The following is a 26,265-nucleotide window of genomic DNA, read 5'->3' as shown; positions in this document are numbered from 1 at the left end:
TTATAGCCTGACGCAGGGGCGTCCGGGAGGGGCCGGGCGCGGGGATCGGACGGCCGGCATGCGGCTTGAGGACTATCGGGCGCGGTTCGCCGTGCGGCCGGCCGCGCGCCAGCCGGCGGCACCGCTTCCCGCCGAACGGCCTGGGCCGACCCGCGACCCGTGGCCCCGCCTCGTCGACGACCTGGTCGCGCCGCTGCACCGCCTCCGCGTGGACTATGTGGCGGGCCTCTGGGGCGTGACGCCGCTCGAGGCGGCGCTCGCCCTCGGCCTGACGACGCGGGAAGGGGTGGCGGCCGCCCTCGCGGCGAGGATCGGCGCCACGGTTCTGCCGTCGCCCCGGGAGCAGGGTCTCGCCGTCGCCGCCGATCCGGCATCCTGGCGGGAGGTGCTGGTCCGGGGGATGGTGGGGGTGGTGCGGCCGGCGGGAGGCCGGGCCTTGCTGGTCGCGCCGGAACCCGAGGAGGCGGAGCGCCTGGCGGCGCGGGGCCGGTTCCTCTCGCCGGATGGGCTGCCGCTCCTCGTCACCACGCCCGAGGCCTTCGCGCGCCTGATGCGGAGCTGGGCGGAGGATGCCTGGGTCGCCGGCGCCGTCTCGACCCTCGCCACCCGCGCGCCCCACCGGTCCGCCTCCGACCGGGCCCGGATGCGCCGCGCGGCCGGAACCGTCGTGGCGATGCTGGCGGCACTGTTCGCGGCACTCGCCTTCGGGCCGGCATGGCTCGCCCTGCTGGCGGGCGGCATGGTGGGCCTCTTCGTCGCCTGCTGGGTGCTCATCCGGGCGGGGTCGGCCATGGTGCGGCCGCAGCCCCTGCCGCGCGCGCCCGTCGCCGAGGCCGACCTGCCGCGCTACACGATCCTCTGCGCGCTCTATCGCGAGGCGCCGGCCGTGCCCGGCCTGCTCGCTGCGCTCCGCCGGCTCGACTATCCGCGCGCCCGGCTGGACATCCAGCTCGTGCTCGAGGCGGACGACCCCGAGACGCTCGCCGCCATCCGGGCGGCCCCGCCCGATCCGGCCGTGAACATCATCGTCGTTCCGCCCCGGGGGCCGAGGACCAAGCCCAAGGCCCTGATGATGGCGCTGCCCTTCGCGCGGGGCGACCTCGTCGTCGTCTACGACGCCGAGGACCGGCCGGGCCCGGGCCAGTTGCGCGAGGCGGCCGAGACCTTCGCCGCCGCGGATAACCGGCTCGGCTGTCTGCAGGCGCCGCTCGCCATCGCCGATTCGCGCGGCTCCATCCTGTCGCGCTTCTTCGCCGCGGAATATGCCGCGCTGTTCCTGGTCCTGCTGCCGGCCATGGCGCGGTGCGGCTGGCCCGTGCCGCTCGGCGGGACCTCCAACCATTTCCGTCGGCCGGCCCTCGACGAGAGCCTGGGATGGGACCCGTACAACGTCACCGAGGACGCGGATCTCGGCTTCCGCCTGGCCCGCGACGGCTGGCGCATCGGCACGATCGCGACGCCGACGCTGGAGGAGGCGCCTCCCGGCTTCGGCGCCTGGCTGCGGCAGCGCAGCCGCTGGTTCAAGGGCTGGATGCAGACCCTCTCGGTCCTCCTCCATCGCCCCGCAGGTCTCGCCCGTGAGCTCGGCTGGCCCGGCCTCGTGGTGCTGGCGGCCACCCTCGCCGGCTCGCTCGGCTCGGCCCTCGTGCATCTGACCTGCCTCGCCGGCTTCGCCGTCGCCTGGCTCGTGGGCGGTCCGCCGTCCTGGATGGGGCCGGGCGGCGCCGTCTTCCTCGTCGGCTATGGCGGCAGCATGGCCTACAAGGCCGCGGGGCTGTTGCGGGCCGGGCGGCCGGGTCTGCTGCCGTGGCTGCCGCTCCTGCCGCTCGTCTGGATCGCCATGGGCCTCGCGGCCCTGAAGGCCGTCGGCGATCTCTGGCACCGGCCCTTTCACTGGGAGAAGACCCCGCACGGCATCGGTCCCTGTGTGGGTGAGGCGGCCGGGGGGCCGGCTGTGGACGCGCTGCCGCAGGCGCTGGAGCGGATCGTCGCCCTCTCGGAAGCCGCCATGGCCAGCGGGCGGCACAGCCCGCGCGAGGTGGCGGCCGCGCTGCGCCGCCAATGCCTCCACTGGGGGCGGAAGGGCACCGCGTCGGCGCTCCTCGCCGTCGTGGAGGCCTATGGCCGCGAGGTCGAGGCCCGCGATCGCTCCCCCTGAGGTCTGCCGATCGGGGGACGCCGCGATGCCAGCCCGCGGCTTGTCACGCTCCGGTCTTTGGGGCGACAAGGGCGCCGTTGCAGGGCCTCGGGCGAAGGAGACGGTGGATGAGCGAACTGGACCAGCCGGTCACGGTGCGGCCCTCCGACCGTCACAGCGCCTTCCACCGCCTGATCGGCTGGGAGGTGGTGGAATGGACCGACGGGCGGGCGGTGATGACCTGCCCGGTGCGCGAGGAGTTCATGAACCGCGGCGGCGGCCTGCACGGCGGGCTGGTCGCCACTCTCATGGACTCGGCCGGCGGCTATGCCGCCCTCGGCGGCCCGCCGAAGGACCCGGAGGCCGTCGACGGCCGGGGCGTGACGCTCTCCCTGACGGTCAATTATCTCGGCACGGCGCGCGACGGCGTGCTGACCGTCACCGCCACCCGGACGGGCGGCGGGCGCAGCGTCGCCTTCGTCTCGATCCGCGTCGAGGACGACAAGGGCACCGTCATCGCCGACGGCGTGGGCACGTTCCGCAGGTTCTCCGGCGAGCGCTGAGGCCTATTCGACCGGGTCGAACTCGGCCGGCGCGAAGCGATAGCTCGTCGAGCAATATTCGCAGGTGACGGTGATGGCGCCGTCCTCGACCATGTCGCGCCGCTCGTCCGGCGTGAAGCTCGACACGATGCCGGAAATGCGGTCGCGCGAGCAGGTGCAGTGCTCCTTCACGTCCTGCGCCTCGAAGACGCGCACGCCGCGCTCGTGGAAGAGGCGGAACAGCAGCCGCTCCGGCGACAGCGTGCTGTCGACCAGTTCGTCGTCCTCGATCGTGTCGGTGAGGGCGCGCGCCTCGGCCCAGGCCTCGTGCGGCTCGGGGAGGATGGTGCCGTCCGGCGCGTCGCCGGGCGCGAGGTCGCGATGGGCCTCGCCGCCGGCCTGCGGCAGGTGCTGGACCATCAGCCCGCCGGCGCGCCAGGTGTGCTTCATGCCGCCGTCGCCGGGCACGTATTCCTCCGCCGCGGCGAGGCGGACGCGGGTGTCGATCTGCTCCGACTGGCGGAAATACTGGTCGGCGGCCTGTTCGAGGCCCTGGCCGTCGAGCGACACGATGCCCTGGTAGCGCTGCATGTCGCCGCCCTGGTCGATGGTCATGACGAGTTGGCCGGTGCCGAGCAGGGCGGCCGGCTCCGCCCGCCCGGCGGCGATCGCCGCATCGACCGCCTCGGCGTCGTAACGGGCGAGGGCGCGGACGCGGTCCGGCGTCGCGACGTCGACCACCACCATGCGGACGGGGCCGTCCGACTGGGTCTGGAGGATCAGCCGGCCGTCGAACTTCAGGCCCGAGCCGAGCAGCAGGGTGAGCGCGGTCGCTTCCGCGAGAACCCGGGCGACGGGGGCGGGATAGCCGTGGCGGTCGATCATGGTCGACACCGAACGGCCGAGGCGGATGACGCGGCCGCGCAGATCGATCTCGTCGACCTGGAAGGGCACGACGATGTCGTCTGCGCCGCCGGTGATATCAGGGATCATGGACATCGCGCCTATATGAAGGCTCGGGCGCGCAATTGCGAGAGGCGGCGCGGGAGATCAGGCCCGGCCCGGGCGTGTTTCACTTTGCCGTGAACGCCGCCGGGAGAAAGGCGAACAGGCTCAAGCCCTTGGGATCATGATACCGTTGCGCTGCGGTCACACATGCGGTCGAAACGTGACTTTTTGTTGCGCCGCATCGGTCGCCGCCATTGCGCAGCGCGGGACGATCACGCTCTATCGATAGGCCCCGTGCCGACGGTTCCGATCGCAGCGGCGCACGGTCACCGTCACGTTCATTCCATTCGCCAAGGTGCATTCATGCGGCGCTTCCTGCCCATCCTCGCCACAGCGGTCGCGCTGGCCCTTTCGGGCGCCGCCGCCACGGCCCAGACGGTCAATTTCGGCTATGGGGACCAGGTCATCTTCGATCCGGCCACCAACGCACCGATGCGCATCGCGCCGCGGACGGACGGCGGGCCGCGCCCCGGTGCCGGCGTCTCCGCCATCCCGCGCGAGACGGTGGCCTTCACCGGCCGCTACGCGCCGGGCACCATCGTCATCAACACCCAGGAGCGCCGCCTCTATCTGGTCCAGGCCGGCGGCACGGCGATCCGCTACGGCGTCGGCGTCGGCCGGCCCGGTTTCTCCTGGGGCGGCAACCAGACGATCACGCGCAAGGCGGAGTGGCCGGACTGGCGTCCGCCGGCCCAGATGCTGCGCCGCCGCCCCGATCTGCCGCGCTTCATGGCCGGCGGCCCGGACAATCCGCTCGGCGCGCGCGCCCTGTATCTGGGCTCCTCGCTCTACCGCATCCACGGCTCCAACGAGCCGCACACGATCGGCACCGCGGTGTCCTCGGGCTGCTTCCGCCTGACCAACGACGATGTCGTCGACCTCTACAGCCGGGTGCGGGTGGGCACGCGGGTCGTCGTCCTGCGCTGAGCGCGGCGACATCGAGGGTTTTGCAGGGGCCGGCGGAAACGCCGGCCCTTTCGCTTGTTTGATGGATCGGCTTCGCCTCGCCCCTCACCCTCACTCTCTCCACGAAGGCGGGGAGAGGGGTACGGGTGAGTGGCCATCCCGCGATCTTGCGGAAACGACGGCTGCGGCCCGACGCATCGCCGCCTCGGGTTGGCTTTGTCCGCGCGAACCCCCATTTTGGACGAGAACCGAATCGGAACATCCGAGGCCCATGACCGACCCCTCCGCCCCCCGCCAGCCCAGTCTCGCCGAGAGGGCCATGGCCGCGCGCGGCAACCAGGCGGCCGCGGGCTATCTCGCCGGCCTCAATCCCGAACAGCAGGCCGCGGTGGAAACGCTGGACGGGCCGGTGCTGGTGCTCGCCGGCGCCGGCACGGGCAAGACGCGGGTGCTGACCACCCGCATCGCCCATATCCTCAACCAGCGCCGCGCCTTTCCGTCGGAAATCCTCGCCGTCACCTTCACCAACAAGGCGGCGCGCGAGATGAAGGAGCGCATCGCCCATCTCGTCGGCGAGGCTGTGGAGGGCATGCCCTGGCTCGGGACCTTCCACGCGACGGGCGTGAAGATCCTGCGCCGCCATGCCGAGCTCGTCGGCCTGAAGCCCGGCTTCACCATTCTCGACACGGACGACCAGAACCGCCTCCTGAAGCAGCTCATCCAGGCCGAGGACATCGACGAGAAGCGCTGGCCGGCCCGCGTCCTCGCCTCCGCCATCGACGGCTGGAAGAACCGCGCGCTGACACCGGACAAGGTGCCGGCGGGGGAGGGTGCGGCCTATGCCAACGGCATGGGGCTGAAGCTCTACGCCGACTACCAGGCGCGGCTGAAGGTGCTCAACGCGGTCGATTTCGGCGACCTGCTGCTGGAAACCATCCGCCTGTTCCGCGAGAATCCGGGGGTGCTCGCCGAGTATCAGCGCAAGTTCAAGTTCATCCTCGTCGACGAGTATCAGGACACGAACGTCGCCCAGTATCTCTGGCTGCGCCTTCTGGCGCAGCGCCAGGAGGGGCGGCCGCAGAACATCTGCTGCGTCGGCGACGACGACCAGTCGATCTATGGCTGGCGCGGCGCCGAGGTCGACAACATCCTGCGCTTCGACAAGGACTTTCCCGGCGCGACCGTCATCCGGCTGGAGCGCAACTACCGCTCGACGGGCCATATCCTCGCCGCCGCCGCCCATCTCATCGCCCACAACGAGGGGCGGCTCGGCAAGACGCTGTTCACCGACGGCGAGGACGGGGCGAAGCCGACCCTGACCTCGGTCTGGGATTCGGAGGAGGAGGCGCGCTCCATCGGCGAGGAGCTGGAGCAGTTGCAGCGCCAGGGCCACCTTCTGAACGAGGCCGCCATCCTGGTGCGCGCCTCGTTCCAGATGCGCGAGTTCGAGGACCGCTTCATCACCATCGGCCTGCCCTACCGGGTCATCGGCGGACCGCGCTTCTACGAGCGGCTGGAGATCCGCGACGCGCTCGCCTATCTGCGCTGCGTCGCGCAGACCTCCGACGACCTCGCCTTCGAGCGCATCGTCAACACGCCGAAGCGCGGCCTCGGCGACGCGACGCTGCAGCAGCTCCACGACCACGCGCGCGCGCAGGGCGTGCCGCTGATGCAGGCGGCCCGCGTGCTCACCGAGACCGAGGAGATGAAGCCGAAGGCGCGGCGGGCGCTGAAGGACCTCATCGACAGTTTCGACCGCTGGGCTGGCCAGATCGAGGCCATGCCGCACGCCGAACTCGCCCAGCTCGTGCTGGACGAGAGCGGCTATACGGAGATGTGGCAGAAGGACAAGACGGCCGAGGGCGCCGGACGGCTCGAGAACCTCAAAGAGCTGGTGCGCTCCATGGAGGAGTTCGAGAACCTCGCGGGCTTCCTCGAACACATCGCCCTCGTCACCGAGGCGCGCGGCGAGGGCGAGACCGAGGATGCCGTCTCCATCATGACGCTGCACTCCGCCAAGGGCCTCGAATTCGAGACGGTGTTCCTCCCCGGATGGGAGGAGGGACTGTTTCCCCACCAGCGCTCCCTCGACGAGAACGGCCGGGCCGGCCTCGAAGAGGAGCGCCGCCTCGCCTATGTCGGCATCACCCGGGCGCGGCGGCGGGCGAAGATCTATTTCGCCGGCAACAGGCGCATCCACGGCCTGTGGCAGTCGACGGTGCCGAGCCGCTTCGTCAACGACCTGCCGCCCGACCATGTCGAGATTTCGGAAGGGCTCGGCACGTCCGGTTACGGCGGCATGGGCCGCGGCGGCTTCGGCCAGAGCCGCTTCGACAAGGTGGAAAGCTTCTCCTCCACCTATGCGACCCCCGGCTGGCAGCGGGCGCAGGCGCAGAAGTCGCTGAACGACGCGCAGGCCCGCTTCACCGGCCGCACCGGCAGCCAGGCCTTCGGCTCAACCTACGCGGAGGGGCGCGGCGGCTTCCAGGGCCGGCTCACCGACCGCTCGGGAAGCGGGCGCACCATCGAGGGAGAACTCGTCGCCAAGTCGACGGGCGAGCCCTCGCGCTACCAGCCCGGCGACCGGGTGTTCCACCTGAAGTTCGGCTATGGCGACGTGGTGTCGGCCGAGGGCAACAAGCTCACCGTGCAGTTCGACAAGGCCGGCGAGAAGAAGGTCGTGGACAGTTTCGTCCAGGCGGCGTGAGGGGATGAGTCCAGCCTCACTGTCTGCGTCATTGATCGGTACAATTAAGGTGTGAGAAACGGGGATAGTCTGGGGTTTGGGTGTAAAGAACGGCAATGCGGCTCCAGCGTGCTGGGCGAGGCATATTATTCGTGTCGAGCTCAACTGATTCGGATGCCGACGCCATGCTTCGCGACAGCCGGGACATCATCCGCCGCCTCGAACGTGAAGGCTATGTGCTGCGCGTCGTGAAGGGTTCTCACCACAAGTTCTTCCACGACGGCTTGCGCCGGATGGTCACCATCCCCCACCCGAAGCGAGACTTGCCGCTCGGAACGGTGTATTCCATCTATCGACAGGCGGGCTGGCCCCGCGAGCGGTAATTCGAACCTCGTATCCGCCATGCCGAGCTACATCGCCATCGTCCACAAGGATCCCGACAGCTGCTACGGCGTCCAGTTCCCGGACGTGCCCGGCGTCTTTTCCGCCGGGGACACGGTCGAGGAGCTGGTGGCGAACGCGGCAGAGGCGCTTGAGCTGGGAGCCGAGGACTGGGAAGAAACCCAAGGGGCGCCCTTCCCGCTTCCACGCACCATCGATCAGCTGCGAACCGACCCGGCATTCACCGAGGCGGCGGACGGCGGAATGCTGCTAATCGTCCCCTTCGATCCGCCTTCCCGCCGCGAGGCGGCCGAATAGGCCTACCGCGCCCTCTGCTGGATGACGCCGTACCAGCCGAGGCCGGCATAGGTCTCGTAGCCGGGCGTCAGGTGGAAGGCCGTGGTGGTGCCGGTGCCGTCGACGCTGAAGCCCGCCCTCTGGCCACCGGTGTCGAAGCGGATGGTCTCGCTGAGCACGCCGCGCCCGTCTGAACTGGCGATCACGCGCTTGCGGGCATCGACGAGCATGACCCGGCTGCGGCCTGCCTCTTCCTCCGAGAGCCGGACGCCCTGGACGATGGCGCGGGCCTGGGGCTCCCAGTCGAAATGGATGGCGAGGACGCCCAGCGGCATGCCGTGGGTGGCGCCGCCGGCGCGCACCGCCGTGGCATAGGTGGCGACCTCGGCGTCGTGCAGCAGGGGAGCGCGGGTCACGTCGGCGACGGCATAGTCGTCGCCCGTGGCGAGCCCCATGGACTTGGCGAACCATGGCTCGTTGCGGACCGACTGGCCCGCGACGGCGAAACGCTCCGGCCGGCCATTCGCCACGACCCGGCCTTCGCGGTCGCACAGCCAGATGTCGAGATAGACGGTGTAGGCGCCGAGGATGACCCCGAGGCGGCGCGAGGCATGGGACGCCCGCTCGGCGGAGGGCTCGGTCAGAGCCTCCACCACGGCGGAGTCGGTTGCCCACCAGCGCACGTCGCAGGTGCGCTCGTAGAGATTGCGGTCCATCAGCTCGATGGCGTTGAGGGCGAGGTCGACGAGGCGCTGGCCGGCGGCCTGGCTGCTCATCGCCAGCGTCATGGTTTCGAGGCCGTCCATCTGCCGGGCGAGTTCCGCCGAAAACCGTTCGGCGATGGCGCCGACGCGCGTCGATATCTCCCGGACCTCCGCCGCCACCACCGAGAAGCCGCGGCCGTTCTCGCCGGCCCGGGCCGACTCGATGAGGGCGTTGAGGGCGAGCATGCGCAGCCCGCCGGTGATCTTGTGGATCTCCTGGATTCGCGCTGCGGTCGTGCCCTTCACGTCACGGGTGGCGGCGAGGATCGTGTCGAGGGAAGGCGCCGCGTTGGCGGCGGTGGCGAGAGCGGTCATCGATAGGTCTCCTGGCACGGAAGGTCGGCTATCGACGTTAGCAATAGGTAAATTGACCTAAGGGAACCGATTCCGTAACATGTTGATACAGCGGCGCTTTCTGATTTGCATACAATTTGTGCAAAGAGGTTCATTCGCGAATTACCTTGCGGAAGATGTGTAGCGCCGGTTGTTGCATTCCGTGAGGCTGATGACATCGGCCCGGCGGGCAGGTATGACGCGCCATGCTCGAAGGACTGCATCCCGTGTCCCCCACCCATCTCATGCGCCTCGAGACCTCCGAGCGAGCGGCACGGAAGGTCGGCGACCTCATCGGCGAGATGTTCGATCCGGCCGAGACGGCGGTGGCCGCCTTCGAGGCGCCCGACGGCCAGCTCTGGCTCGTGGAGGTGTTCTTCCGCGACGCGCCTGACGAGGACCACGTCCGCGCGCTCGTGCGGGCCTCGGCCGGCGATGCGGTGGCGGCCTGCGTCACCTTCCACGCCATCGAGTCGCGCGACTGGGTGCGCACCTCGCTGGACGGGCTGAAGCCCGTTCAGGCCGGCCGCTTCACGGTCTTCGGCAGCCACGACCGCGACAAGGTCGCTCCCAACGCCATTCCCATCGAGATCGAGGCGGCGCTCGCCTTCGGCACCGGCCATCACGGGACGACGCTGGGCTGCCTGCGCGCCATCGACCGGCTCGCTAAGGCCGGCCGCGCCTTCCGGCCGCTCGACGTCGGCACCGGCACCGGCGTTCTCGCCATTGCCGCGGGGCTGCGCCACCGCGTGCCGGTGCTCGCCTCCGACATCGACCGGGTGTCGGTCGTCGCGGCGCATGAGAACGCCGTGCTCAACAAGGCGCGGGGCTACGTGCAGGTGATCCATGCGGCGGGCCTCAAGGACGCCCGCTTCCGCCGCGGCGCGCCCTACGACCTCATCCTCGCCAACATCCTGCCGCGACCGCTTGTGGGGCTGGCGACGGACCTCGTCCGGCTGGTCGCGCCCGGCGGCACGGTCGTCCTGTCGGGCATCATTCCGCCCCACGCCAATCTGGTGATCTCCGCCTATCGCGATCGAGGCCTGCACCTGGTCATGCGCGAGACGATCGAGGGCTGGGTGACGCTCACCATGCGCAGCGGGCGCTGAGGGGGCGCCCTCAACCCTTCTTCGTCTCGGCGGGTTTCTCCGCGACCGAACGGTCCGAACCCGCCCTGGAAGCGCCGGCGTCGCCCGGCCAGGGCTTTCCCGGATTCTGCAGTTCGAAGATCCGCCGCGCGGCCCGCTCGACGGCTGCCGCATCGTCCTTGTCGGCCATGATGGTCTCCTCGCCTCCCTGCGAACGGGGTGCCCGCTCGGCCGGTCCGGCAGCTTGCCCCGCCGAACCGCCGGTGATCAACTCCGCCGCCGTCAACCGGGTCCCTCCCATGCGTCTCGTCCGCGCCATCGTCAAATGGGCCACAGCTCTCGTCATGCTCGCCGTCGCCGGCGTGCTCGGGGTCGGCCTCTGGTACATCCGGGCGGTCGAGCCGCAGGTCTCCGGCACCGTCACCCTGCCGGGCTTCGAGAAGCCGGTGGAGATCGTCCGAGACGCCGAGGGCGTGCCGCACATCTTCGCCGCCAGCGAGCAGGACGCGACGGCGGCGCTCGGCTTCGTCCATGCGCAGGACCGACTGTGGCAGATGGAGATGAACCGGCGCATCGCCAACGGTCGGCTCGCCGAGATCGTCGGGGCGCCCGGGCTGGAGACGGACCGGTTCCTCCGCACCATCGGCATCCGCCGCTCGGCCGAGGCCATCTTCGCCAGTCTCGATCCGGAGACGCGGGTCTCGCTGGCGGCCTATGCGCGCGGCGTCAACGCCTACCTCACGACCCGCAGCGGGCCGCTGCCGCCGGAGTTCCAACTGCTGCGAGTGCCTTCTCCCGAGCCCTGGACGCCGGTCGATTCCATCGGCTGGTCGCTGATCATGGCGCTGGATCTCGGCGGCAACCTCAATGCCGAACTCAGCCGCCTGCAGCTCGCCCAGCGCGGCCTGTCGATGCGCCAGATCGGCGAGTTCCTGCCGGCCGCGCCCGGCGAGACCTATCCGGCTCTGCCGGACTACGGCGCGCTCTACCGCTCGCTCGGCGGCGAGACACGCCGCGCCGCGGCGCTCACCCGGCCCTTCGAAATCGGCATCGAGGGGGTCGGCTCCAACAACTGGGTGGTGTCCGGCGGGCGCTCCGAGACGGGCAAGCCGCTGCTCGCCAACGATCCGCATCTCGGCCTGTCGGCACCGGCGCTCTGGTATTTCGCGCGCATGACCTCGCCCGCCGGCACCGTCATCGGCGCCACCATGCCGGCTGTGCCGAGCGTCGTCCTCGGCCGCAACGACCGCATCGCCTGGGGCTTCACCAATACCGGCCCGGACGTGCAGGACCTCTTCATCGAACGGGTCGATCCCGCCGATCCCCTGCGCTACCAGACGCCGGACGGCTGGGCCCGCTTCGACACCGCGCGCGAGGTCATCGCCGTGCGGGGCGCGCCGGACGAGGTGTTGACCGTGCGCATCTCGCGCCACGGTCCGGTAATCTCGGACGGAGCCTCGCGCGGAGCCACCGTCGGTGCGCCGCCGGGCCATGCCCTCGCCCTGCAGTGGACGGCGCTGAGCCCGGACAATCTCACCGTCCAGGCCTTCGCCCGCATCAACAGGGCGCGCGACTGGCCGGAATTCCTCGCCGCCGTCCGCCACTACGACGCTCCGCAGCAGAACATGGTCTATGCCGACGTGGACGGGAACATCGGCTTCGTCGCCGCCGGGCGCGTGCCGGTGCGCAAGGCGGAGAACGATTTGAAGGGCCTGTTCCCGGCGCCGGGCTGGGACGCCCGCTACGACTGGGCGGGCTTCGTTCCCTTCGAGGAGCTGCCGCAGGAGTTCAACCCGGCGCGCGGCTTCCGCATCACCGCCAACGAGAAGATCACGCCGGAAGGCTATCCCCACCTCCTCACCTATGAATGGGCGACGCCGCATCGCGCCGACCGCATCGCCGAACTGCTGGGCGCGCGCGAGCGGCATTCGCCGGCGAGCTTCCGGCAGATGCAGGCGGACCACCGCTCGGCTGCGGTGCGGGAGATCCTGCCGCTGCTGCTCGCCGCCCATCCGAGCGGCGAGGAGGAGCGCCGTCGGCAGGTGCCGCAGCGGGTGGGGGAGGTCGTGGCGGCACTCGCCGGCTTCGACGGCACCATGGCGGTGGACCGGCCGGAGCCGCTGATCGTCACCGCCTGGCTGCGCGAGCTGACGCGCCTCGTCTATGCGGACGAACTCGGACCGAACCTCTTCCCCGTCCTGTGGGACCAGCGGCAGCAGTTCATGGTCGCCGTGCTCTCCGACACCAACGGGAAGGGCGCCTGGTGCCGCGGCGCGGAGGCGGCGGGCGAGCCCTCGACCTGTCCGGCGCTGGTCTCGCGGGCGCTCGATCTCGCGCTCGCCGACCTCGAGCGGCGCTTTGGGGCGGACTGGCGCGCCTGGCGCTGGGGCACGGCGCACGACGCGCGCTCCGAGCACCGGCCGTTCTCGCGGGTGCCGGCGCTCGCGGCCCTGTTCGACGTGCGGGTGCCGGTTCCCGGCGACACCTACACGGTGAACGTCAACCGCCACACCATCCGCAACGAGGCCGAGCCCTTCGTCTCCCGTCACTCGGCTTCGCTCAGGGCCATCTACGACATGGCCGATCCCGAGCGGTCGCTGTTCATGCATTCCACGGGACAGTCGGGCCTGCCGACATCGCGGCTCTACCGCAACCTCGCGGAACGCTGGGCCGCCGTGGAGTTTCTGCCGATGCGCACGCAGCGCAACGATATCGAGAAGGGCGCCATCGGCACGCTGACCATCACGCCGCGCTGAAGCGATCCGGGTACATTTGAAATGCAGGCGCGCCGCTGCCGAAACGCAGCGGAATACCGGCAGGGCTAGAAGCGCTCATCGCCTGCCGGAGAACGATCATGACGCGCTTGCCATCGCATGCCCGCCGCACCGCCCTCGCCGCCGCCGTCTGCGCGCTGATGGGAGCGGCCAGCCCGGCCCACGCCATCAATGCGGTCTGCGAGGTGCTGCCGACCTCCGACGGATTTGCGGCGCTGCGGGCGGGCCCTTCGACCGATGCCCGGCTCATCGCCCGCATGAAGACGGGCCACAGCGTCCATCTGCGCGCCCGCAACCAGGGCGAGGTGATCCGCTCCGGCCCCTGGACCCAGGTCATCTACTGGCCGAACGGCGAGCTCTACATCCCGAGCCAGCCGGAATTCCGCACCGGCCAGATCGGCTGGGTCGCCCAGCGCCTCATCGGCGACTGCGGTTAGGCCGCCGCCGCGCCCTTCGGATAGCGCGCGCTCGGCGTGCGCATGGTGACGAGCTCCTCGGCCGCCGTCGGGTGGACGGCCATGGTCGAGTCGAAGTCGGCCTTGGTGGCGCCCATCTTCACGGCGATCCCGGCGAGCTGGATCATCTCGCCGGCGTCGGGACCGCAGATGTGGACGCCGAGCACCTTGTCGGTCTCGCCGTCGACGACGAGCTTCATCAGCATGCGGGTGTCGCGGCCGGAGAGCGTGTGCTTCATCGGCCGGAAGGTCGCCTTGTAGATGTCCAGGGCGCAACCCGACAGCCGCGCCTGCTCCTCCGACAGGCCGACCGTTCCGATCTCCGGTTCGGAGAAGACGGCGGTCGGGATGATCGCGTGGTCGGCCGTCCAGCGCTTGCCGCCGAAGACCGTGTCGGCGAAGGCGTGACCCTCGCGGATCGCCACCGGCGTCAGGTTCACCTGGTCGGTGACGTCGCCCACCGCATAGATCGACGGCACGGAGGTGCGGCTCTCCTCGTCGACGATGACCTCGCCGTCGGCGCCGAGGGTGACGCCGGCCTCGGCGAGGCCGAGGCCGGCGGTATTGGGCTTGCGGCCGATGGCCATGAGCACCTGGTCGGCCTCGATCGGCGGGTGCCCGTTCTTGAACGCCACCTCGATGCCGCCGGCTGTTCTCTTCAGACCGGTGAAGACCTCGCCCATGACGAGGCGGATGCCCTTCTTCTGGTATTCGGCGGTGAGGTGGTCGCGCACGTCCTCGTCGAAGCCGCGCAGAATCTTGGAGCCGCGATAGACGAGGGTCACCTCCGAGCCGAGCCCGGCGAAGACGCCGGCGAACTCCACCGCAATGTAGCCGCCACCGGCGATGACGATGCGCTTCGGCTGCTCGGGCAGGTGGAACACCTCGTTCGAGGAGATGGCGAGCTCGCGGCCCGGCAGGGTCTCGTCGGTCGAGGGGCGGCCGCCGGTGGCGATGAGGATGGTTCGGGCGTTGACGGTGCGGCCGTCGGCGAGGCGCACGGCATTGTGTCCGGCGACGGTGGCCCGCTGGGCGACGATCTCGACGCCGGCCTTGACGAGATTGGCGCCGTAGATGCCCTCCAGGCGGCCGATCTCCTTGTCCTTGGCGGCGAGGAAGGTCGGCCAGTCGAAGGTGGCTGGCCCCACCGTCCAACCGAAGCCGGCGGCGTCCTCGAAATGCTCGTGGTACTGCGAGGCATAGACCATCAGCTTCTTCGGCACGCAGCCGCGGATCACGCAGGTGCCGCCCATCCGGTATTCCTCGGCCAGCATCACCTTGGCGCCGTGGGTCGCGGCGATCCGCGCGGCACGTACGCCACCCGAGCCGCCACCGATCACGAAGAGGTCGACGTCGAAGGTCATGGCGATCATCCCTGGCTGCTGTCCGGCGGCGCGCGCGCCGTCGAGATGGGTTGCCGCTAGCGCTTATCACAGGCGTCCCGGCACACAAATCCGCGAGGTGGCCGACCGCCGCTCGGAGGTGGCATCCGCAGTCCTCGCTATGGCGGCCGTGCCGCCGCAATGCGACAGTCGGCGCAACGTCTCGGGAGGACGACCATGACCGCATTGACCCGGCGCGAGGCCGTCGCCCTCGGCACCGCCATTCTCGCCACCGCCGCCGGCGGATCGGCCCGGGCCCAGGCGCCGGGCGAGGTGAAGATCATGGCGCCCGCCGCACCCGGCGGCGGCTGGGACCAGACGGCGCGCGTCATGCAGGGGGTGCTGACGTCGGAGCGCATCGTCCGCTCCGCCCAGGTGACCAACGTCGCCGGCGCCGGCGGGACCATCGGCATCGCCCAGTTCGTCAACGGCGCGCGTGGCGACCCGACGGCGCTGATGGTCTCGGGCTTCGTGATGGTCGGCGCCATCCTGATGAACAAGGCGCCCGTGACGCTCGACGCGGTGACGCCGATCGCGCGCCTCACGGGCGAATGGCAGGCTCTGGTCGTGGCGCAGAACTCGCCGATCAAGTCGGTGCAGGACCTCGCCGCCGCCCTGAAGGCGGACGTCGGCAAGGTCAGTTGGGGCGGCGGATCCGCCGGCGGCGTCGACCACATTACGGCGGCGATGTTCGCCGGGCTCGCGGGCGCCGACGGCTCCAAGGTGAACTACATCGCCCATTCCGGCGGCGGCGAGGCGCTGGCCGCCATCCTCTCGGGCCGCGTCACCGTCGGGGTCGGCGGCGGCAGCGAGTTCGAGCAGCACGTCAAGGGCCGCCGCATGCGCTGGATCGGCCTCACCGCGCCGCAGGGCACTGTGGGCCTGCCGGGGCCGACCCTCGCCGAGCAGGGCTTCAAACTGGAACTGCAGAACTGGCGCAGCGTCTTCGCCGCACCCGGCATCAGCGCGGCGCAGCGGGCGGGCCTCGCCGAAGTCGTGGAGAAGATGGCGAAGTCAAAGGCCTGGGCCGACCAGCTCGCCGCCAAGGGCTGGCAGGACACCTATCTCGCCGGGGAGGCCTTCGAGGGCTTCCTGAAGGAGGAGATCGCCCGGGTCTCGGGCGTGCTGCGCCAGCTCGGTCTGGTGGGCGCATGACGCCGGAAAACAGGTCCGCCGTCGACCGCCCGGTCGTCGCCGTCGGCCTCGGTCTCATGGCGGTCGCCGGCGTCGTCGTCTGGCAGTCCTGGGCCCTGCGCGCCAGCTTCGGCAACCAGACCCTCGGGCCACAGATGATGCCCTTCCTGGTCGGAGGGCTCCTCATGCTGTTCGGGGTTCTGACGATCCTCGCCGGGCTCCGCGGCGCGGCGCCGCCGCGCGAGGAAGCGGACTGGACGGCGGTCGCCTGGATCGCGGGTGGGCTCGCGGTGATGATCCTGCTCATCCGCACCGCCGGCTTCGTCCCCGCCTGCGCCATCCTCTTCGCCGCGACCGCCCGCGCCTTCGGTTCGCGCCGTCCGGCGGCCGATCTCGCCATCGGCGCGGCGATGGGCCTCGTCGTCTATCTCTTCTTCGTGCGCCTTCTCGGCCTCACCCTGCCCTCGGGCCTCACCGAAAGCTGGATCTGACCGGCATGGAAACCCTGGGCCTCCTCGGCAACGGCCTCGCCATCGCCGTCCAGCCGATGAACCTTCTCTTCGCGCTGATCGGGGTCATCCTCGGCACGGCCGTGGGCGTTCTGCCCGGCATCGGCCCCGCCATGACGGTGGCGCTGCTGCTGCCGATCACCTTCAAGATGGACCCGGCGGGCTCGCTCATCATGTTCGCCGGCATCTACTACGGCGGGATGTATGGCGGATCGACCACCTCCATCCTGCTCAACACGCCGGGGGAGAGCGCCTCGATCGTCACGGCGCTGGAGGGCAACAGGATGGCGAAGGCCGGCCGCGGCGGCCCGGCGCTCGCCACCGCCGCCATCGGCTCCTTCGTTGCGGGGACGATCGCCACCGCCCTGCTCACGGTCTTCGCGCCCTATCTCGCCGAGGTCGCCATCGCCTTCGGTCCGGAGGACTATTTCGCGCTGATGCTGGTGGCCTTCGTCACGGTCTCGGCGACCTTCGGCTCGTCGCGCCTGAGGGGCCTCACGTCGCTCGCGGTCGGACTCGCGCTCGGCCTCGTCGGCATCGACAAGCTGACCGGCCAGGCGCGGCTTGCCTTCGGCATCCCCGACCTCCTGGACGGGCTCGAGGTCACGACCGTGGCGGTCGCCATGTTCGCCGTCGGCGAGGCCATGGCGGTCGCCTCGCAGAAGGGCGCGGCGGCGGAAGGCCATGTCGAGGCGATCCGCGGGTCCCTGTGGATGACGAAGGAGGACTGGAAGCGCTCGTGGATGCCTTGGCTGCGCGGCACCGCCTTCGGCTTTCCCATCGGCGCGCTGCCGGCGGGCGGGGCGGAGGTGCCGACCTTCTTGTCCTATGCGACGGAGAAGCGGCTGTCGAAGCACCGGCAAGAGTTCGGCCACGGCGCCATCGAGGGCGTCGCCGGGCCCGAGGCGGCGAACAACGCCTCCGCCGCCGGCACGCTGGTGCCGCTGCTCACCCTTGGCATTCCCACGTCGGCGACGGCGGCGATCATGCTGGCGGGGTTTCAGCAGTACAATCTCCAGCCGGGGCCGCTGCTCTTCGTCACCTCGGCCGACGTGGTGTGGGGACTGATCGCCTCGCTGTTCATCGCCAACGCCATGCTGATCGTCCTCAACCTGCCGCTGGTCGGGCTGTGGGTGAAGCTGTTGTCGATCCCGCGGCCCTGGCTCTACGGCGGCATCCTGGTCTTCGCCGCGGTGGGCGTGTTGGCCGCCAAGGGATCGCTGGTGGAACTGACGCTGGTGCTGGTCCTCGGCCTTCTCGCCTTCGGCATGCGACGGTTCGACTATCCGATCGCGCCGGTGGTGGTCGGCATGATCCTCGGCCCCATGGCGGAAACGCAGCTCCGGCGGGCGCTGCAGATCGCGGGAGGCGATCCGATGGTGCTGCTGCAGAGCCCGATCGCGGCGAGCCTCCTCGCGGTTGCGGTCATCGCCCTGTTCGGGCCGCTGCTCTGGTCACGCCTCGGCTGGCGCATGAAGGCCGACGAGGACTGACCCGGCCCCAACGAAAAACGCGCCGGCCGGGGCCGACGCGTTTCGCATGACGTGGGACCGGGAGCCGGCCTGCCGCTCAGAGGCGGATGCCGCGCTTGGCGAATTCTTCGCGGAAGCGGGCGACGATGTCGCGGGTGACGACCTGGCTCCACTGCTGCGAGCGGCCGAAGGTCTCCTCCATGATGGAGGGGATGGTGCGCACCAGCTTCTGGCCGTCGGCGGACTGGTAGAAGGCCTGGATGCGGCGGAGCTCCTCCATCGTGAAGCGCTGGGCATAGGCGACGGCGATGCCCTGGATCAGCTCGTTCACGCGCGGCTGGAACTCGGCCTTGAGCTGGTCGCCGACCTCGTTGAACTGGCGGCCGAGGTCGGGATTGGTCGGCAGGAACAGCGACTTCGCCTGCTCGACGAAGGCCGGAATCACGTTCTCGAAGGAGGACGAGGCGCCGGAGAGTTCGACGACCTGGCGGGCGAGGGCGACCTGATCGGCCGGCGGCATGGGGGCCGCGGCGGGCGCCTGGGGAGCGGCCTGGGCGAGGGGAGCCGGCGGCCGCTGGGTCTGCGCCGTTGCGGCGGTGGCGATCAGGGCGCTGGCCGCGAGGGCTGCTGCGAACGAACGGGCGAACATCGGGATCACTCCTCGGGAAGTCTTGGGGCCGCGCCTGACGGAGACGGCTCGCTTGTCAGACACGTCCTACGACCTCTGCGCCGCCAGGGGAAGCGATGATCGCGAGAGACGCCAGACCAATGAACAGGCCGTGCTCGACCACACCGGGCACGGAGTGAAGGCGGGAGCCGAGCGTTGGAGGATCGGGAATCCGCGCGCAGGCCGCATCGAGGATCATGTGACCGCCGTCCGTGACGAAAACATGGCCGTCGGCCTTGCGGCGCAGGGAGAGGGGGGCGGGGCAGCCCGCCGCTTCGAGCACGCGGGCGACGGCGCGCTCCGTGGCGCCGAGGCCGAAGGCGTTGACCTCGATGGGCAGGGGAAAGCGGCCCAGCGCCTCGACGCGCTTGGAGGCATCGGCGATGACGATCATCCGCCCGGAGGCCGCGGCGACGATCTTCTCGCGCAGCAGCGCCCCGCCGCCGCCCTTGATGAGGTTGAGGGCCGGGTCGATCTCGTCGGCGCCATCGATGGTGATGTCGAGCTCCGGCGTCTCGTCGAGGGTGGTCAGCGGCACGCCGAGGCGCTCGGCCTGGGCGCGGGTCACCTCGGAGGTCGGCACGCCGACCACCTTCAGCCCCTCCTTCACCCGCTCGGCCAGCAGATCGACGAAGTGCTTGGCCGTCGAGCCGGTGCCGAGGCCGAGGCGCATGCCGTTCTCGACATAGGTGAGGGCCCGGGCGGCGGCGTCGCGCTTGAGGGCTTCGGGATCGGTCATGGCGAGAGGCCCTGGGTCTGGTCTTCCATGACGTCGCAGTAGCCCGCCCGCCGAGCGAGGTCCAGCCTCGGTTGCCATGCGCAGGTGAGGGGACGCGCCAAAGCCGGCGCGAGCGGATCTGTTAACCGCATTCCGATACCTTCGCATCACTCCTCTCCAGACGCATGCTGTTCATGATCGCCCGCATCCTCGCCGCCACGGCAGCCCTCGGCCTCGCTACGCTTCCCGCAGCCTCCCAGAGCCTCCCCGAAGCAGCCCGCGGCTGGACGGTGACGCTCGGGGGCACCGTCTCCGCCGTTCCGCTGTGGATGGGATCGAGCCGACTGGGGCCGACGATCATGCCCCGGCTGTCGCTCAGGGCGCCGGGGGCGAAGGAGCACTTCTCCTCCTTCGACGACGGCATCGCGCCCGCCCTGATCGATCTCGGCTGGCTGCGCGCCGGACCGAACGCCAGCATCGTGGGCGCGCGGCGGGCGGGCGACGACAGCCGGCTCGCCGGCCTCACCGATGTCGGCTTCACCATCGAGGCGGGCGCCTTCGCCGAACTCTTCCCCGTCGAGTGGCTACGCCTGCGCGCCGCGGTGCGGCACGGTATCGGCGGCCATGCCGCGCTCGTCGGCAATGCCGGAGCCGACGTCATCTGGCGTCCCGATTCCCGCTGGACCGTCTCTGCCGGTCCACGGACCTTCTTCGGCAGCGATCGCTACGCCTCGCGCTATTTCTCGGTCTCGGCGGCCGAGAGCCTCGCGTCGGGGCTCGCCGCCTACCAGGCGCACGGCGGGCTGATGAAATACGGCGCGGTGGCGCAAGTCGCCTACCGGTTCGACGGGGGCTGGACCGTCACCGGCTTTGCCGCCTACGATCGGCTGGCCGGCAGTGCCGCGGCGGGACCGCTGGTCACGCAACGCGGCAGCGCCAACCAACTCACGGTCGGCTCCAGCGTCACCTACTCCTTCACGCTCGGCCGGTAAGGGCGCTCAGAAGTCCACCACGTCCAGCTTCGGCACGGCGGTGGGGTTGAGCACGGTCATGTCGGGCGCAGGGACCGGCTCACCGGAATCGCGGAAGCGGTTGACGATGGGATAGCGCCGGTCGCGGCCGAAATTGCGGGCCGTGACCTTCACCCCGGGGGCCGCCTGCCGGCGCTTGTATTCGGCGATGTTCAGCAGCCGCTCGACCTTCTTGACGACCTCCAGGTCATAGCCCTCGGCGACGATGGAGGCGACGGAGGCTTCGCGCTCCACCAGCCGCTCCAGAATGGCGTCCAGGATGTCGTAGGGCGGCAGCGAGTCCTGGTCTTTCTGGTTCTCGCGCAGCTCCGCCGTCGGCGGCTTGACGATGATGTTGACCGGGATCACCTCGCCGTCGGGACCGAGGGCACCTGCCGGCTTCCAGCGGTTGCGCAGGGCCGAGAGGCGGAAGACCTCGGATTTGTAGAGATCCTTCACCGGGTTGTAGCCGCCGTTCATGTCGCCGTAGATGGTGGCATAGCCCACCGACATCTCGCTTTTGTTGCCGGTCGTCACCACCATGGCGCCGAACTTGTTGGAGATGGACATGAGGATGGTGCCGCGGGCGCGGCTCTGCAGGTTCTCTTCGGTGATGTCGCGGCTGGTGCCCTTGAAGAGGGGCGCGAGCGTCGCTTCCAGCCCCTCCACCGCGGCGGCGATGGGGACGACGTCGTAGCGCACGCCGAGGGCCTTTGCGCAGTCGAAAGCGTCCTTCAGCGAGTCCTCCGAGGTGTACCTGTAGGGCAGCATGACGCAATGGACGCGCTCGGCACCGAGGGCGTCCACGGCCATGGCGGCGCAGATGGCCGAATCGATGCCGCCGGACAGGCCGAGGACGACGCCGGGAAAGCGGTTCTTCTCCACATAGTCGCGCAGGCCGAGGACGCAGGCTGCGTAATTGGCCTCGTCGCCGACGTCATGGCCGTGGATCGGGCCGGAAAAGCGCCAGGTGCCGCCCTCCTTCGTGGCGCGTACGAAGGCGACGGTCTCGGCGAAGGCGGGAAGCTGCATGGCCAGCGACCGGTCGGCGTTGACGGCGAGCGAGGCGCCGTCGAACACCAGTTCGTCCTGGCCGCCGACCTGGTTGACGTAGAGCAGCGGCAGTCCGCTGTCGCCGATGCGCGCGACGATGGTGCTCATGCGCTCGTCATAGACGGTCTCGCGATAGGGCGAGCCGTTGGGCACGATCAGCATCTCCGCGCCGGTCTCCGACAGGGTCTCGACCACCTCCTCGCCCCAGATGTCCTCGCAGATGGGGACGCCGATGCGGATGCCGCGGACGTTGACCGGGCCGGGGAGGGGGCCGGGGGCAAAGACACGCTTCTCGTCGAAGACGGAGTAGTTCGGCAGGTCCACCTTGAAGCGGATGGCCTGGATGAGGCCGGCATCGGCATGGACGAGAGCGTTGTAGACACGGCCACCCTCGGCCCAAGGCGTGGTGATCAGCACGGCCGGCCCGCCGTCAGAAGTGTCGCGGGCCAGTGTTTCGGTCGCCTGCCGGCAGGCCGCCTGGAAGGCCGGCTTCAGCACCAGGTCCTCCGGCGGATAGCCGGAGATGAAGAGCTCCGAGAAGACGAGGAGGTCGGCACCCGCCGCCGCGGCGTCGGCACGCGCCGCCCGCGCCTTGGCGAGATTGCCCGCGACGTCCCCCATGACGGGGTTGAGCTGGGCCACGGCGATGAGCAGCGAGGAGGGCGTCTGTGTCATGAGCGAGATGTAACGCGCGGGCGGGGCGTTCTCAATGCGTCGGAGGCAGGGCCGGCCGGCGCCGGAGCGTTTCGTCCTGCATCCAGTTGCAAGCGGTTGCACTTAACCGGGCAGTAACCTTGATGATTCATGAATGGCTCCCATCGAGACCGGCTTCAGGCGGCCGGCGCTCACTGGGGAGGCCGGCATGACGGCGCGTTCGACACTCACGACGGCTGCGGCGGTTCTGGCGGCGACGCTGGCCATGACGGCCGCGGGCCGCGCCGCCGACATGGCGCTGCGCGGGTCGCTTCCCGCCTACGAGGACACCGGGCCGAACTGGACGGGCGTCTACGGCGGCGTTCACGGCGGCATCGGCAGCATGACGGCCGATACCCAGGCCATGGCGCGGCGCGAGGCCGAGCGGCTGCTCAACGGTCTCTACTACCTCAACCCCACCTCCGGCACTGCCGCGCCGGAATTCATCAACGTCGATCCGGTGCGCGGCACGCCCGTGATGTTCGGCGTCTTCGCCGGCTATCAGGCGCAGTTCGAGGACGCGGTGATCGGCTTCGAGGTCGATTACAGCCGCGTCGCCCGCGGCGGCGGCGGCTCGCGGTCCTGGACCCAGCCCTTCGCCGTCCTCTACACCCAGACCGGCTTCACCGACGCCTTCTCGCAGAGCACGACGGTGCGGGCGACCCTGACCGACTACTTCACCGCCCGCCTGCGCGCCGGCTGGGCCTATGGCCGTGTCATGCCCTATCTGACCGGCGGTCTCGCCATCGCCCGCGGCAACACATCCGTCTCCTACCAGGCCGGCTACGAGCGCATCGACACCGACGCGACGGATGCCGTGGACTGGACCCAGGCCTATGGTGACGTCGTCAACTCCACCCGCACCTCGAACGGCGTGATCGGCTTCGGCTTCGCGCTCGGCACGGGTGTCGAGGCGCTGATCACCAACAACATCTTCGCCCGTGCCGAATATCAGTACCTGCGCATTCCCTCGCTGGGCGGCGTGCCTGTGACCCTGCATGCGGTGCGCGCCGGCGTCGGCATCAAATACTGAGGCCCCGTCCCCTCGTGCAAAAAGGCCCGCCCCGGTGACCGGAGCGGGCCTTTTTCGTCGGGCGTGGCAGGCTGCACCTACTCGGCGGCCTCGCGCACTGCGGGGGCGCGGTTGAGCCGCTGGCGCTTCAGCATTTCCGCCACCTTGAACGATACCTCCAGCGCCTGTTCGGCATTGAGCCGCGGGTCGCAATAGGTGTGGTAGCGGTCGGACAGGTCGAGGTCGGTGATGGCCGCCCGCCCGCCGGTGCACTCCGTGACGTTCTTGCCGGTCATCTCCAGGTGGATGCCGCCGGCATAGGTGCCCTCCGCCTCGTGGATGGCGAAGAAGCGCTCGATCTCACCCATGACCAGGTCGAAGGGGCGCGTCTTGTAGCCGTTGGCGGCCTTGATCGTGTTGCCATGCATGGGGTCGCAGGACCAGACGACCGTCCGGCCCTCCTTCTCCACGGCGCGGATCAGGGCGGGCAGGTGCTTCTCCACCTTGTCGGCACCGAAACGGCAGATCAGCGTGATGCGGCCGGCCTTGTCCTCCGGGTTCAGCACGTCGATGAGCTTCAGCAGGCCGTCGGCGTCGAGGCTCGGACCGCACTTGAAGGCGATGGGATTCTTGATGCCGCGGAAGTACTCGACATGGGCATGGTCCGGCTGGCGGGTGCGGTCGCCGATCCACAGCATGTGACCGGAGGTGGCGTACCAGTCGCCACTCGTGGAATCGACGCGGGTCAGCGCCTCCTCGTAGCCGAGCAGCAGCGCCTCGTGGCTCGTATAGAGCTCCGTGGTGCGCATTTCCGGATGAGCCTCGGGGTCGATGCCGCAGGCCCGCATGAAGTCGAGGGCCTCCTCGATCCGCTCCGCCAGGTGGCGGTACTTGTCGTTGGCCGGCGTGTCCTTGACGAAGCCGAGCATCCACTTCATCGCGTTGTCGAGATTGGCATAGCCGCCATAGGCGAAGGCGCGCAGCAGATTGAGCGTCGCCGCCGACTGGCGGTAGGCCATGGCCTGGCGCATCGGATCCGGCTCGCGGGCCTCCGGCGTGAAGGTGATGTCGTTGATGATGTCGCCGCGATAGGAGGGCAGCGTCACGCCGTCGATGGTCTCGGTGTCGGCCGAGCGCGGCTTGGCGAACTGGCCGGCGACGCGGCCAACCTTCACCACCGGCATGCCGCCGGCATAGGTCATCACCACGGCCATCTGCAGGAAGGCGCGGAAGAAGTCGCGGATGTTGTCGGCGCCGTGCTCGGCGAAGCTCTCGGCACAATCGCCGCCCTGCAGCAGGAAGGCCTCGCCCTTTGCGACTTTCGCGAGGGCCTTCTTGAGGTTGCGCGCCTCACCCGCAAAAACGAGCGGCGGAAAGCCCGACAGGCGCTTCTCGACCTCCGACAGAGCCGCCTGGTCCTTGTAGACCGGCACCTGCAGAATCGGTTTCGACCGCCAGCTCGACGGGCTCCAACGCTCGCCCATGACTATCATCCTCTCGGCCAACCGCGCGAAAACGGCTCCGCGCGGAAAAGTGATCCCTCGCCCGGCAGCATGACCGCAAAAGGGCAGGGACCGGCGCTTATACACGACCGGAGGCCCCGGGGCGAGCCGGTCGAACGGGCGCGGCCACGGGGCGCCGCGTCACCACATTGCTTTGAGACTGCGCGACGGCCTGGCGCGTTGCTTTGGTTCCCGGCCTGCTGTACCCCGGATTCCGGCCCTGACACGAGGCGCGACATGACCTTCTCCCTGCGAAACGCCCTGATTTCGGCGGTTGCCGCATCGACGCTGATCCTCGCCCTGCCTGTGCGGGCACAGGCGCCCCATGCCATCGACGTCACCGTGGACGAGGCGGCCTGCCTCGCGGCTCCCGTGCCCGCCTGCACCGCCGAACTCGCGCTCAAGGCGGCTTCCGCCGAGCCGGAGGGCTGGGCGGCGACGGCGGCCTTCGAGGCCTTCCTGCAGAGCGATCCGGATCCGGCGGTCCGTGACCGCTGGATGGCGCGCTACGAGGCCTGGGCGAAGGTGGCGACGGTGGACGGCATCAAGGAGCGCATCGTTCCGGTGCGCGCCGAGCACCTCGCCCGCAAGGGCGATTTCGCCGGCGCCTATCGCGAGCTCGGGCTCGACCAGCCGCAGCCCTCGGCCCTGTCGGAGCCTTCGATCCTCATCCTCGACGAGGCGCGCGCCGGCCGCATCGCCGATGCCCTGCCGCGCATCGATCGGCTGGTGGAAAGCGACAGCCGTGACGAGCTGCGGCTCGAGATGCTGGAGGTCGCGCTGGCGCGCGAACCGGCCATCGCCGACACCGTGGCCGGCCAGATCAAGGACCGCTATTCGCGCCGCATGGCCCAGGCCCTCCAGGCGGGTGCGCGCGGCGACATGGCCATCGCCCGGTCCATCGACGAATGGGCGCGCGGCGCCCGCGCCAACCAGACCGCGCCCTTCGACGATCCCGACACCGCCCGCCGCGACAGCTGGGACATGGTGCTGCGCGGCGCCGTGGCCGCCGGCAATCTCGAAGGCTTCCGCAAGGCGCTGGCCGCCCGGCCGACCTTCAACTCGGCCGCGGATGCGGAGTCGGCGAGCCGCATCCTGCGCATCCTGATGCGCGAGGGCCGGGCGGACTGGATCCGCGCCTTCGGTCCGGCATTGAAACTGCCCGAGGACGAGACGGTGTCGGTGGACGAGGATATCGGCCCGATGCGCGCCCTGCCGGTGGACAAGCTGGTGGCGGTGGCGGAAGCCGCGGAAGCCACGGGGAGGGTGCGCGGCACCATCGTCGACACGGCGGTGGAAATGCTGGTGGCGCGCGGCGCGGTCGCCGAGGCCCGTGAGGTCTTCGCCCGGCTCGGCCGGATCGACGAGCTGAACCGCGTCACCTTCGACCAGGAGCGCATCGGCGTCGTCTTCGAGACGCTCTGGCGCGCCGTCGTCGGCCGAGGTCCGAAGGACGCCACCGACGCCATGGCGGCCCGCATCACCTCCGAGGGGGCGAAGGCCTATATCGCACGGGTGGCGGCCCTCGAGCAGCGGATGCGCGAGATCGCCGCCGGCAACAAGGGCGAGGAACCGGCCGACGACGAATGGGCCATCATGCTCGACATGGCGGTCGCCTCCGGGGATTCGGCGCTGATGACCAGGGTCGCGGCGGCGATGAAGGATCCGGGGCTGCGCTCCACCGCCTTCGTCCAGGTGACGAAGAACATGTGGGAGCGGGCGGCGCGGTAGACCCGCCGCCG

At 70.2% G+C, this 26,265-nt stretch carries 23 protein-coding genes; 15 read left to right on the top strand and 8 right to left on the bottom strand.

Going from position 1 to position 26,265, the window contains the following annotated elements; translation table 11 throughout:
* The first annotated feature begins 58 nt into the window (after positions 1–58).
* Both C6569_RS15185 and C6569_RS15180 read left to right on the top strand, forming a co-directional pair.
* Positions 59–2,158, top strand: coding sequence for a glycosyltransferase family 2 protein (locus tag C6569_RS15185; protein ID WP_181313771.1), 2,100 nt, complete (start codon positions 59–61; stop codon positions 2,156–2,158).
* Positions 2,159–2,265: 107 nt separating this feature from the next.
* Positions 2,266–2,700, top strand: coding sequence for a PaaI family thioesterase (locus C6569_RS15180; protein ID WP_181313770.1), 435 nt, complete (start codon positions 2,266–2,268; stop codon positions 2,698–2,700).
* A 3-nt stretch (positions 2,701–2,703) separates the two neighbouring features.
* Here C6569_RS15180 and C6569_RS15175 read toward each other — a convergent pair whose 3' ends face one another.
* Complete coding sequence (locus C6569_RS15175) at positions 2,704–3,672, bottom strand: Hsp33 family molecular chaperone (RefSeq protein ID WP_245898116.1); 969 nt, start codon at positions 3,670–3,672, stop codon at positions 2,704–2,706.
* Positions 3,673–3,990: 318 nt separating this feature from the next.
* Here C6569_RS15175 and C6569_RS15170 point away from each other — a divergent pair, with 318 nt between their 5' ends.
* The 4 genes from C6569_RS15170 to C6569_RS15155 all read left to right on the top strand — a co-directional run bounded on the left by C6569_RS15170 (position 3,991) and on the right by C6569_RS15155 (position 7,978).
* The gene (locus C6569_RS15170) at positions 3,991–4,614 is read left to right on the top strand and encodes a L,D-transpeptidase (protein ID WP_106749629.1); all 624 of its coding nucleotides are present in this window, start codon (positions 3,991–3,993) and stop codon (positions 4,612–4,614) included.
* A gap of 250 nt (positions 4,615–4,864) precedes the next feature.
* On the top strand, positions 4,865–7,300 hold the full coding sequence (locus C6569_RS15165) for an ATP-dependent helicase (protein WP_106749628.1): 2,436 nt from the start codon (positions 4,865–4,867) through the stop codon (positions 7,298–7,300).
* 164 nt (positions 7,301–7,464) lie between these two features.
* A complete protein-coding gene (locus C6569_RS15160) occupies positions 7,465–7,662 on the top strand; it encodes a type II toxin-antitoxin system HicA family toxin (protein ID WP_106751075.1) in 198 nt (65 codons plus the stop codon).
* Positions 7,663–7,681: 19 nt separating this feature from the next.
* On the top strand, positions 7,682–7,978 hold the full coding sequence (locus tag C6569_RS15155; protein WP_106749627.1) for a type II toxin-antitoxin system HicB family antitoxin: 297 nt from the start codon (positions 7,682–7,684) through the stop codon (positions 7,976–7,978).
* A gap of 2 nt (positions 7,979–7,980) precedes the next feature.
* On the opposite strand, the gene C6569_RS22435 is transcribed toward C6569_RS15155, so the two are convergent.
* Positions 7,981–9,036, bottom strand: a complete 1,056-nt coding sequence (locus tag C6569_RS22435; protein ID WP_106749626.1) for a methyl-accepting chemotaxis protein — start codon at positions 9,034–9,036, stop codon at positions 7,981–7,983.
* Positions 9,037–9,260: 224 nt separating this feature from the next.
* Between C6569_RS22435 and C6569_RS15145 the strand changes: the two genes are divergently transcribed.
* Entirely contained in the window at positions 9,261–10,163 is a 903-nt protein-coding gene (locus tag C6569_RS15145) for a 50S ribosomal protein L11 methyltransferase (RefSeq protein WP_106749625.1), read from the top strand.
* 10 nt (positions 10,164–10,173) lie between these two features.
* On the opposite strand, the gene C6569_RS21985 is transcribed toward C6569_RS15145, so the two are convergent.
* The gene (locus C6569_RS21985) at positions 10,174–10,332 is read right to left on the bottom strand and encodes a hypothetical protein (RefSeq protein ID WP_181313769.1); all 159 of its coding nucleotides are present in this window, start codon (positions 10,330–10,332) and stop codon (positions 10,174–10,176) included.
* A 109-nt stretch (positions 10,333–10,441) separates the two neighbouring features.
* Between C6569_RS21985 and C6569_RS15140 the strand changes: the two genes are divergently transcribed.
* Together C6569_RS15140 and C6569_RS15135 are read left to right on the top strand one after the other, a co-directional pair.
* A complete protein-coding gene (locus tag C6569_RS15140) occupies positions 10,442–12,898 on the top strand; it encodes a penicillin acylase family protein (protein WP_106751074.1) in 2,457 nt (818 codons plus the stop codon).
* A 98-nt stretch (positions 12,899–12,996) separates the two neighbouring features.
* Positions 12,997–13,353: an SH3 domain-containing protein gene (locus C6569_RS15135; RefSeq protein ID WP_106749624.1), complete on the top strand. Its 357-nt coding sequence runs from the start codon at positions 12,997–12,999 to the stop codon at positions 13,351–13,353.
* On the opposite strand, the gene gor is transcribed toward C6569_RS15135, so the two are convergent.
* Entirely contained in the window at positions 13,350–14,735 is a 1,386-nt protein-coding gene (gene gor / locus C6569_RS15130) for a glutathione-disulfide reductase (RefSeq protein WP_106751073.1), read from the bottom strand. The genes C6569_RS15135 and gor overlap by 4 nt on opposite strands.
* Before the next feature lie 195 nt (positions 14,736–14,930).
* Between gor and C6569_RS15125 the strand changes: the two genes are divergently transcribed.
* The 3 genes from C6569_RS15125 to C6569_RS15115 are packed head-to-tail and all read left to right on the top strand — an operon-like array spanning position 14,931 to position 17,889.
* Positions 14,931–15,908 (top strand): Bug family tripartite tricarboxylate transporter substrate binding protein, encoded by a 978-nt coding sequence (locus C6569_RS15125; RefSeq protein WP_106749623.1) that lies wholly within the window; start codon positions 14,931–14,933, stop codon positions 15,906–15,908.
* Positions 15,905–16,378, top strand: a complete 474-nt coding sequence (locus C6569_RS15120; protein WP_106749622.1) for a tripartite tricarboxylate transporter TctB family protein — start codon at positions 15,905–15,907, stop codon at positions 16,376–16,378. Before C6569_RS15125 ends, C6569_RS15120 begins: the two co-directional genes overlap by 4 nt.
* Positions 16,379–16,383: 5 nt before the next feature.
* Entirely contained in the window at positions 16,384–17,889 is a 1,506-nt protein-coding gene (locus C6569_RS15115; RefSeq protein ID WP_106749621.1) for a tripartite tricarboxylate transporter permease, read from the top strand.
* A gap of 76 nt (positions 17,890–17,965) precedes the next feature.
* On the opposite strand, the gene C6569_RS15110 is transcribed toward C6569_RS15115, so the two are convergent.
* Together C6569_RS15110 and rpiA are read right to left on the bottom strand one after the other, a co-directional pair.
* On the bottom strand, positions 17,966–18,517 hold the full coding sequence (locus tag C6569_RS15110; protein WP_106749620.1) for a DUF2059 domain-containing protein: 552 nt from the start codon (positions 18,515–18,517) through the stop codon (positions 17,966–17,968).
* Positions 18,518–18,572: 55 nt separating this feature from the next.
* The gene (gene rpiA / locus C6569_RS15105; RefSeq protein ID WP_106749619.1) at positions 18,573–19,274 is read right to left on the bottom strand and encodes a ribose-5-phosphate isomerase RpiA; all 702 of its coding nucleotides are present in this window, start codon (positions 19,272–19,274) and stop codon (positions 18,573–18,575) included.
* Between the two features lie 173 nt (positions 19,275–19,447).
* Between rpiA and C6569_RS15100 the strand changes: the two genes are divergently transcribed.
* Entirely contained in the window at positions 19,448–20,245 is a 798-nt protein-coding gene (locus C6569_RS15100) for a MipA/OmpV family protein (protein WP_181313768.1), read from the top strand.
* A 6-nt stretch (positions 20,246–20,251) separates the two neighbouring features.
* Here the strand turns inward: C6569_RS15100 and C6569_RS15095 are convergent, their stop codons facing one another.
* On the bottom strand, positions 20,252–21,991 hold the full coding sequence (locus C6569_RS15095; RefSeq protein WP_106749617.1) for an NAD+ synthase: 1,740 nt from the start codon (positions 21,989–21,991) through the stop codon (positions 20,252–20,254).
* Between the two features lie 133 nt (positions 21,992–22,124).
* Between C6569_RS15095 and C6569_RS15090 the strand changes: the two genes are divergently transcribed.
* Positions 22,125–23,042: an outer membrane protein gene (locus tag C6569_RS15090; RefSeq protein ID WP_106749616.1), complete on the top strand. Its 918-nt coding sequence runs from the start codon at positions 22,125–22,127 to the stop codon at positions 23,040–23,042.
* A gap of 77 nt (positions 23,043–23,119) precedes the next feature.
* Here C6569_RS15090 and C6569_RS15085 read toward each other — a convergent pair whose 3' ends face one another.
* Positions 23,120–24,505: a class II 3-deoxy-7-phosphoheptulonate synthase gene (locus tag C6569_RS15085; protein ID WP_106749615.1), complete on the bottom strand. Its 1,386-nt coding sequence runs from the start codon at positions 24,503–24,505 to the stop codon at positions 23,120–23,122.
* 255 nt (positions 24,506–24,760) lie between these two features.
* On the opposite strand from C6569_RS15085, the gene C6569_RS15080 reads away from it, so the two are divergent.
* Entirely contained in the window at positions 24,761–26,254 is a 1,494-nt protein-coding gene (locus C6569_RS15080; RefSeq protein ID WP_106749614.1) for a hypothetical protein, read from the top strand.
* Positions 26,255–26,265: the final 11 nt, after the last annotated feature.

This window comes from Phreatobacter cathodiphilus (assembly GCF_003008515.1).
Classification (GTDB): Bacteria; Pseudomonadota; Alphaproteobacteria; order Rhizobiales; family Phreatobacteraceae; genus Phreatobacter; species Phreatobacter cathodiphilus.
This window is presented reverse-complemented; position numbering and strand designations above follow the sequence as displayed.